Below are 9,059 nucleotides of genomic sequence, written 5' to 3' on the forward strand. Positions count from 1 at the left end.
GCCGCCGCCGCCGCCGCCGGTCGTCTCGCCGCCTCCGCCGCCGGCACCGCCGCGCCGGCCGATCACGCCTCCGGGCCGGAACCCGGATCTCGTGCGCGCGCCGGTCGCCGTCGAGCAGGTCGCGCAGGCCGAGCACGACGCGGCGGCGAGCGTCGCGGCGGTCGCCGGCGAGGCCACGGCGCGGTTCGCGGAATTCCTCGGCGAGCTGTTCGCGCCGGCTCCGGCCCATGCGCAGGGCTCGGCGCCCTGGGGCGTGAGGAACGAGAGCACGCCGCCCCTGAACCCGCCCGACTGCACCGACTTTACGCCTAGCAGAGTGAACCATTTCGATGTGTTCGCGGCGATGGGGGTCCGCTGGGGCGGCTGCGTCGAGGCGCGCCCGCACCCCTGGGACGTGAACGACCGGCCTCCGAGAACGGGCGATCGCGACTCGTTCTTCGTGCCTTGGCTGTGGCCGGACGAGAACGGCGACGGACGCAGCCGCAACGACTATCTTCCGAACTTCGATCCGCGGGATCCGCTCTGGGCGCCGCCGAGCTGGCTTCACCTGCCGGCGTCGGACCCCCGAGCGTATTGGGAACTGGAGCGGGCGTGGGTCTGGAAGTACTCGTCCGGCGTGCGGCCGCGCGATACCGAACTGACCACGCACCCCCTCTCCTCGCGCAGGCTCGGGCCGAACATGTCGTGCCCCGACCCGCTCGTCCCGCTCACCAACGATCGCCGCCGGCTGCTCGACGCCGCCGGAAGCTTCACCGCGCGGGGCGCATCCGGAACGGCGATGAATCTCGGCCTCGTCTGGGCCTGGCGGATGCTCTCGCCGAACTTCGTCCCCGAAGCGCGACCCTTCGCCCGCGAGAACCGCAAGTTCATCATCCTGATGACGGACGGGTTCAATGAACTCGTCCCGCAGATCGGCCAGGGCCAACCGGGAACGACGTTCAACATAAGCGACTATACAGGCTACGGTTACCTTGAAAATAATCGCCTCGGAACGAGAAATCGCGAGCGGGCGATGGAAGTCCTCGACGCGCGCACCGAGCAGGTCTGCCGCAACATCAAGGGGCAGGACATCGAGATCTTCACGGTGATGTTCGACCCCGACGGGTATCTCGACTCCTCCTATGTCGAGTGGCTCCTCGGACGCTGTGCGACGAATGCCAACACGCACGTCTTCCGGGCAAGCGACGGGCAACAGCTGATCGGCGCCTTCCGCGCCATCGGCAACCAGATCAACGCGCTGCGCATCGCGCGCTGATCGACGCTCCAAAGGAGCGTTAACCATCCTCCGCTAGCCTGGTCCCCGGATGCCGCCCGCATCCGGGGACCTTGCGCATGAAGCTCACAGCCTACGTCGTCGACGGCCACGAGGTCGCGCTGCGCCCGGCGCCGCACGAGCGCGACTGGATGAGCGCGACGAGCGAGCGCTTCGCCTATCGCTGCCTGCCGCTCAACATCGCCAATGCCCATGGCTGGGAGATCCTGTGCGCGAGCGACACCGTCGCGGTGTGGGACGGGGGCAGCGGGCTCGACGCGATCCGCGTCCATGCGGAAGACGGGCGCCCGCCCGCGGCGGTCAGCCATTTCGGGCACGGGGTGCTGACCTTCCACGTCCCGATCGTCTTCCGCACGCCGCCGGGCGTCGATCTCTACGTCACCGGGCCGATCAACAGCCCCAAGGACGGCATCGCGCCGCTCACCGGCATCGTCGAGACCGATTGGCTGCCCTTCAGCTTCACGATGAACTGGCTCTTCACCCGCACCGCCCAGCGCGTCCGCTTCGCCGCGGGCGAGCCGTTCTGCCACGTCTTTCCGGTGGCGCGCGGCGCGATCGAGGCGGTCGAGCCCGAGATCGCGGCACTCTCGAGCGATCCCGACCTGAAGGCGCGCCACGATGCCTGGGCCGAGAGCCGCTCGGCCTTCAACAGGGATCTCGCCGATCCCCAGAGCCAGGCGAGCCTCGAGCGCTGGCAGAAGCTCTATCAGCGCGGGCGCGACGCCGCCGGCGTGCCGGCCGGCGCCGCCGGCCATCGCACCCGCCTGCGCGCCCGCCCCTTCGCCCGCCGCTGAACGAGCGCGGTCCCATTCATCCGCATTAAGGAAAAAACAACGAAACGATTGCGCGCCGGGTGCCACTTCAGCACGATCGCGCCACGGATCACGCGTCGCCAGCCTCCGCCGCCCTCAAGCGACGCTCGTTGCCAGGAGAGATGCCGGTGAGCCGCAGCACGCATGTCGAGGAAGGCGCGCTCAGCAAGGCGCAGGAATACGGCTTCGACCGGCTGCCGAGGCTCGTCGGCGAGCCGTTGACGGCGGTCGCGATGCTGCGCCGCGTCGGCCTCCGGCCCACTGCGGCGCATATGCGCACGATCGGCCTCATCCGCGCGCTCGATCTCCTCGACGATCGCCGCCGCCGCGCGCGCTTCGTCGCCTCCTCGCCGGAGGCCATGCACTCGCAGGAGAGCGATTTGCGGCTGTGCGCGGCGGGGGAAGCCGATGCGGCGGTCCATTGCGCGCCGGTGCCTGCGGCGACGCTCGTCTGGTCCTTCGAGGGGCTCGGCCTCGCGCTCGAGCGCTTCCATTTCGTCGATGTCGGCTCGGGTTGGGGCTACGCGCTGCGCGTCGCCGCCGACCTCCCCTTCCGACACCTGACCGGCATCGAGTTCGCCAAGACCTTCCACGACATGGCGGTGGCGAACTTCGCCGCCTTCGCGGCCCGCGGCGAGGTCGCGCAGGAGCGCGTGAGTCTCCTGCACGAGAGCGCGCTCGAGAGCGACCTGCCGCGCGAGCCGCTCGTCGTGCTCCTCGCCAATCCCTTCGGTCCCGCCGTCATGCGCCCCTTCGTCGAGCGGCTGCGCGAGAGCGTGCGCGCCGATCCGCGCCCGGTGGAGGTCGTCTACGTGAACCCGAAGCACCCCGACCTCTTCGAGGCCCCCGACATCCGCGAGCGCAACCTCGACCCGCGTGCGAGCCGCCGCGTGCGCGCGCTGTCGCCCTACGGGGTGCGGGTCTATTCGTTCGGGACGTGATCGCGGCGGAGACGCCGGCGACCGAAGGAAGGGTGTCATCCCCGGCCGGAGCACGCGCAGCGTGCGCAGGGAAAGGGGACCCAGCACAAAGTCGTGTGCGCAGCACGCGATCGTGCCGCCGACCAGGCGGCTAGACGCCGCCACAAGTGCTTGCTCCGCAAGCAATTTTCACGCTCTCGTCCCCTTCCCCTCCGGTCGCAAGCGACCTCCGGCCGGGGATGACACCCCGAGGACGATCGCGACGTCCGACGCGCAAACGCCCCCTCACCCCCGCAGGCCGGGAGCCTCCTGGCCGGTGCGCGCCACGTAGTCGGTGTAGCCGCCGGCATATTGGTGGACGCCGTCCGGGGTCACTTCCAGGACGCGGTTCGACAGGGCCGCGAGGAAGTGGCGGTCGTGCGAGACGAACAGCATCGTGCCCTCGTAGCGCGCGAGCGCGGCGATCAGCATCTCCTTCGTCGCGATGTCGAGATGGTTCGTCGGCTCGTCGAGGATGAGGAGGTTCGGCGGGTCGAACAGCATCTTCGCCATCACGAGCCGCGCCTTCTCTCCGCCCGAGAGCACCCGGCACCGCTTCTCGGCATCGTCGCCCGAGAAGCCGAAGCACCCGGCGAGCGCCCGCAGCGAGCCCTGGCCGGCCTGCGGAAACGCGTCTTCGAGCGACTGGAAGACCGTGCGATCGCCGTCGAGGATCTCCATCGCGTGCTGAGCGAAATAGCCCATCTTGACGCTCGAGCCGATCGCCACCGTGCCGTCGTCGGGCTCGGTCGCGCCGGCGGCGAGCTTGAGGAGCGTCGACTTGCCGGCGCCGTTGACGCCCATCACGCACCAGCGCTCCTTGCGCCGCACGACGAGGTCGAGCCCCTCGTAGATGCGCCGGCTGCCGTAGCTCTTGTGGACGCCGCGCAGGGCGACGACGTCGTCGCCCGAGCGGGGTGCGGGCTGGAACTCGAAGGCGACCGATTGGCGGCGGCGCGGCGGCTCGACGCGATCGATCTTCTCGAGCTTCTTGACCCGGCTCTGCACCTGAGCGGCGTGGGAGGCGCGCGCCTTGAAGCGCTCGATGAAGGCGATCTCCTTGGCGAGCATCGCCTGCTGGCGCTCGAACTGGGCCTGCTGCTGCTTCTCGGCGAGCGCGCGTTGCTGCTCGTAGAACTCGTAATCGCCCGAGTAGGTGGTGAGCGTGCCGCCGTCGATCTCGATGATCTTGTCCACGACGCGGTTCATGAAGGCGCGATCGTGGGAGGTCATGATGAGGGCGCCGGGATAAGTCTTCAGGAAGGCCTCGAGCCAGATCAGGCTCTCGAGGTCGAGATGGTTGCTCGGCTCGTCGAGCAGCATCGCGTCCGGGCGCATCAGCAGGATGCGGGCGAGCGCCACGCGCATCTTCCAGCCCCCCGAGAGGCCGCCGACGTCGCCGTCCATCATCTCCTCGGAGAAGCCGAGACCGGCCAGGACCTCCCGCGCGCGGCCCTCCAGCGAATAGCCGTCGAGCTCCTCGAAGCGCGCCTGCACCTCGCCGTAGCGTTCGACGATCGCCTCGAGCTCGTCCATGCGATCGGGATCGGCCATGGCGGCCTCGAGCTCCCGCAGCTCGGCGGCGACCGCGCTCACGGGGCCGGCGCCGTCCATCACCTCGGCGACCGCGCTGCGGCCCGCCATCTCGCCGACGTCCTGGCTGAAATACCCGATCGTGACCCCACGCTCCACGGAGACCTGCCCCTCGTCGGGCTCCTCCTCCCGGGTGATCATCCGGAACAGAGTGGTCTTGCCGGCGCCGTTGGGGCCGACGAGGCCGACCTTCTCCTGCCGATGGAGCGTCGCGGAGGCCTCGATGAAGAGGATGCGATGGCTGTTCTGCTTGGAGACGTTCTCGATACGGATCATCCGAAACTCGCCTGCACCACGGCTGGAGGATTGTCGGGGCGGCTTATGGCACGGGATGGGGGCGGGCGCCATGTGGGGGGACGCGCTGAAGACCCATGCCGCCGATCATCGTTGTATGGAGATCGGGCGCAAACACGACACCACTGATTCCGACGTTGAAGCGATCTCGCAGGTCCGAGATGCGCGTCCTGCCGAACCGATGAAGCTGAAATCGTCAGACGTGCGTGGGGTCCGAGTTCGGTCGCTGAAACCGATGGCGGAGTCGGAGGGATTCGAACCCTCGATACGGCTTTTGGCCGTATAACGGTTTAGCAAACCGCCGCCTTCAGCCTCTCGGCCACGACTCCAGCGCATGCTCCACATATGCGGTAACGGCGCGGCGGTCAACGGGCTCATGCGTGCCCAACGCGCGGGCGCGGCCGCTCCGCCTTACGCGGCTATGCGTGTATAGGTTGCGAATCAGTGCGACGCTCGGTTATCTCGACGGATGTTCGTCGACCAAAGAGCCGAGCGCACGCCCCCGCGTCGCCGCGCCCCGTCCGGGCGCAACCAGAGCCGTGCGCCGGGCCGGGCGCCGCGATCGCCCGGTCGCCGTCGCCGCCGGACGGGCGGAATGCAGGGGGCCGTGCTCGCGGTCCTCGCGCTCGTGGGCACGCTCGCGCTCGCCTTCGTCGACAGGATCCGCGAAGCCGACGCGCCCGCGGCGACGGTCTCGGTGGAGGCGGATGCGGGCCTGCTCGTCGGGATCGCGCGCGTGACGGACGGGGATTCGCTGCGGCTCGGCGAGGAGCGCATCCGCCTCCACGGCATCGACGCGCCCGAGGCGCGGCAGGAATGCCGGCGGGCGGACGGCGCGGCTTGGGCCTGCGGGGAGGTCGCCGGCTCGCGGCTCGCGGCGCTCGCCGACGGGCGCGAGGTCGCCTGCCGGACGATCGAGCGCGATCGCTTCGGACGCGTCGTGGCGCGCTGCGCGGTGGACGGCGTCGATCTCGGCGCGACGCTCGTCGAAGAGGGGCTCGCCTTCGCCTATCGCAGCTTCAGCCTCGATTACGTTGCGCACGAGGAGCGCGCCCGCGCCGCGAGACGGGGGATCTTCGACGGCGACAACATGGCCCCCTGGGACTGGCGGCGCGCGCAGAGGCAGCGCTGATCCGCGCCTCGGGCGCGCATGCGCACGGCACGGGCATCGCTGCCGAAAGTGTATGCACTCCGCAGCCGCCCCATTGGCCGCCCTCCCCTTCCGGCGCCGACCGGACCCTGGCACGGCGCTTGCGGAGCGCTCGACGAGGCGCCGGATCGGGAGCGTTTATGGCGGGGGTGGACGCAGCGAAGGCGCGGGGGCTCGTGCGGACGGGGACCACCGTCGACGCGATGGTGCGCGCGCTCTCGGCCGACATCGTCTCGGGCACGCTGCCGCCCGGCGAGAGCCTGGACGAGAGCGGGCTCGCCGCGCGCTTCGGCAGCTCGCGCACGCCGGTACGCGAGGCTCTGCGCCAGCTCGCCGCGATGGGGCTCGTCGAGCGGCCGCCGAACCGCCGCGCGCGCGTCGCGATCGTCACCGACGCGCGGCTGACCGCGATGTTCGAGGCCATGGCCGAGCTCGAGGCGACCTGCGCCCGCCTCGCCGCGCAGCGCATGAGCGCCCGCGAGCGCCAGCTCCTGGCGGAGGCGCACGAAGGGTCCGGCGCGCTCCTGCGCCAAGGCTCGGCCGAGGCCTATGCCGCCCACAACATCGAATTCCACGCGATGCTCTACGATGGCGCGCGCAACGAGTACCTGCGCGATCTGGTGCTCGCGATGCGCGCCCGCCTCGCCCCCTTCCGCGACGCGCAGTTCCGTCTGCCCGGCCGCGTGCGCAAATCCTGGGACGAGCACGACGCGATCGTCCGCGCGATCCTGCGCGCCGACGCCGAGGAGGCCGCCCGCGCGACCCGCGCCCACATGATCACCGTGAGCGCGGCGAGCGCCGAGTTCATCACCGCCCCCCGTCCGGACAAAGATCCGCAATAGGCGACCGACATGCGCGACCTCGGCTTCGATCTTCGCTCCCTCGCCGCCGCCTATGCGGACGGCGCCGACCCGCGGGCGGTGGCGGCGGAGGCGCTGCGGCGCGCGCGCCACCTCGCCGCGCTCAACGCCTTCGTCACCTTGTGCGACGAGGAGACGGTGCAGGCGCAGGCCGAGGCGCTCGTCGGCCGCGACCGCGCGAGCCTGCCGCTCTACGGCGTGCCCTTCGCGGTGAAGGACAATATCGACGTCCTCGGCATGCCCACCACCGCCGGATGTCCGGAATTCGCCTTCGCGCCGAGCGCGGACGCGCCCGTCGTGCAGCTCCTGCGGGAGGCGGGGGCGATCCTCGTCGGCAAGACCAATCTCGACCAGTTCGCCACGGGCCTCGTCGGCGCCCGCTCTCCCTACGGCCCCGGCCGCAACCCGTTCGACCCGGCCTACGTCTCCGGCGGATCGTCATCGGGCTCGGCGATCGCGGTGTCGTGCGGGGCGGTCGGCTTCGCGCTCGGCACGGACACGGCGGGGTCCGGGCGCGTGCCGGCGTCGTTCTGCAACATCGTCGGCTGGAAGGGGACGCGCGGGCTCGTCACGACGCGCGGCGTCCTGCCGGCCTGCCGATCGCTCGACGTGGTGAGCGTCTTCGCGCTCACCTGCGACGACGCCGCCGCGGTCGCGCGCGTCGCGTCGCGCTACGACGCGCAAGAGCCCTTCTCGCGCAAGCCCGGCTCCGCGCTGGCGCCGCGCGGCGCGGGTATAGCGAGCCTTCGGCTCGGCGTGCCGCGCCCGCAGGATCTCGCCTTCTTCGACGATCCGCACAACCCGGCTCTGTTCGAGGCCGCGATCGGGCGCTTCCGCGAGGCGGGCGCGCGCCTCGTCGAGATCGACCTCGCGCCCTTCCTCGAGGCGGCCCGTCTCCTCTACGAGGGCGCCTTCGTCGCCGAGCGCACGGCGGCCGTGGGGCGCTTCCTCGCGGAGCATCCGGATGCGGGCCATCCGACGGTGCGCGCGATCGTCGAGGGCGGCCGGCGCTTTTCGGCGGTGGACGCCTATGAGGCGCTCTACCGGCTCCACGCGCTCGCGCGCGCGACCGAGCCGGTCTGGAGCGCTGTCGACGCGATCCTCACGCCGACCGCCGGCACCATCCCGACGATCGCCGCCGTCGAGGCCGAGCCGATCGCGAGGAACAGCGAGCTCGGCTATTACACCAACTTCATGAATCTCCTCGATCTCTCGGCGATCGCGATCCCCGCGGGCTTCCGGCCCGACGGGCTGCCCTTCGGCGTGACGCTCTTCGCCCCCGCCTTCCGCGACGGCGCGCTCCTCGAATGGGGTGCCGAGGCGCAGGCGGCGGCGGGCCTGACGCTGGGGGCGACGGGCGCGCCCCTGCCGGAGCGGGGCCCCCTCCCCGCCGCGGAGGCCGTGCCCGCCGGCACGATCCCGCTGGCGGTGTTCGGCGCGCATATGGAGGGGCTCGCCCTCTCGCACGAGCTGACCCGCTGCGGCGCGCGTCTTCTCGGAGCCGTGCGGACGGCGCCCGTCTATCGGCTGTTCGCGCTGGAGCAGCTGTCTCCGCCGCGCCCCGGCCTCGTGCGCGACGAGGACGGCGGGGGCGCGGCGATCGCGGGCGAGCTCTGGAGCGTGCCGGAGGCCGCCCTCGGCCCGTTCGTCGCCGGAATTCCCGCGCCGCTCGCGATCGGCAAGGTCGAGCTCGCCGAAGGGCGCCGCGTGACCGGCTTCCTCTGCGAAACCGCCGCGACCCGCACCGGCCGCGACATCACCGCGCTCGGCGGCTGGCGTGCTTATTTGGCGAGGGGGTGAGCCGGGGAGAGAAGAGAACAGGTTTACGCGCTGGTCGTCATGAAACCGGAGATCCCGAGGCGTGCGACGCGCTCGACGCTCTCCCCTCCCGCTTGGGGGCTACGAGCTTCCCACATCGTGATTTGCGCATGGGATCGATGCATGCAAGACGCCGCCCCTCTCCTTCCCCTCAGGGGAAGGTGGCCCGGCGCCGCAGGCGACGGGTCGGATGGGGTCATTCGCCGCGCAAGCGGCGAAGGGGCGTCGTGAAAGAGCGCCTTACGTACGGAGAAGCCCAACGCCCCTTCGCTCCTTCGGAGCGAAAGACCCCATCCGTCT

General features: G+C 71.1%; 7 protein-coding genes and 1 tRNA gene. 6 read left to right on the forward strand and 2 right to left on the reverse strand.

Going from position 1 to position 9,059, the window contains the following annotated elements:
- Positions 1-253: 253 nt before the first annotated feature.
- The 3 genes from ACK4UM_RS20350 (at position 254) to ACK4UM_RS20360 (ending at position 3,026) form a co-directional block, all read left to right on the forward strand.
- Entirely contained in the window at positions 254-1,255 is a 1,002-nt protein-coding gene (locus ACK4UM_RS20350; protein WP_409802697.1) for a hypothetical protein, read from the forward strand.
- A 77-nt stretch (positions 1,256-1,332) separates the two neighbouring features.
- Entirely contained in the window at positions 1,333-2,067 is a 735-nt protein-coding gene (locus ACK4UM_RS20355; protein WP_409802701.1) for a DUF6065 family protein, read from the forward strand.
- Between the two features lie 146 nt (positions 2,068-2,213).
- Positions 2,214-3,026 carry a hypothetical protein gene (locus tag ACK4UM_RS20360; RefSeq protein WP_409802704.1) on the forward strand — a complete coding sequence of 271 codons (813 nt, stop codon included), beginning with the start codon at positions 2,214-2,216 and terminating at the stop codon, positions 3,024-3,026.
- A 264-nt stretch (positions 3,027-3,290) separates the two neighbouring features.
- Here the strand turns inward: ACK4UM_RS20360 and ACK4UM_RS20365 are convergent, their stop codons facing one another.
- A complete protein-coding gene (locus tag ACK4UM_RS20365; RefSeq protein ID WP_409802707.1) occupies positions 3,291-4,913 on the reverse strand; it encodes an ABC-F family ATP-binding cassette domain-containing protein in 1,623 nt (540 codons plus the stop codon).
- Between the two features lie 254 nt (positions 4,914-5,167).
- A tRNA-Ser gene (locus ACK4UM_RS20370) sits at positions 5,168-5,260 on the reverse strand.
- 266 nt (positions 5,261-5,526) lie between these two features.
- On the opposite strand from ACK4UM_RS20370, the gene ACK4UM_RS20375 reads away from it, so the two are divergent.
- From ACK4UM_RS20375 to atzF, 3 genes are all read left to right on the forward strand, one after another.
- The gene (locus tag ACK4UM_RS20375) at positions 5,527-6,063 is read left to right on the forward strand and encodes a thermonuclease family protein (RefSeq protein WP_409802711.1); all 537 of its coding nucleotides are present in this window, start codon (positions 5,527-5,529) and stop codon (positions 6,061-6,063) included.
- Between the two features lie 167 nt (positions 6,064-6,230).
- The gene (locus ACK4UM_RS20380) at positions 6,231-6,923 is read left to right on the forward strand and encodes a GntR family transcriptional regulator (RefSeq protein WP_409802714.1); all 693 of its coding nucleotides are present in this window, start codon (positions 6,231-6,233) and stop codon (positions 6,921-6,923) included.
- A 9-nt stretch (positions 6,924-6,932) separates the two neighbouring features.
- Positions 6,933-8,741 carry an allophanate hydrolase gene (atzF, locus tag ACK4UM_RS20385; protein WP_409802718.1) on the forward strand — a complete coding sequence of 603 codons (1,809 nt, stop codon included), beginning with the start codon at positions 6,933-6,935 and terminating at the stop codon, positions 8,739-8,741.
- Positions 8,742-9,059: the final 318 nt, after the last annotated feature.

The sequence above is a fragment of the Salinarimonas sp. genome, assembly GCF_046292825.1.
Taxonomy (GTDB): Bacteria; Pseudomonadota; Alphaproteobacteria; order Rhizobiales; family Beijerinckiaceae; genus Salinarimonas.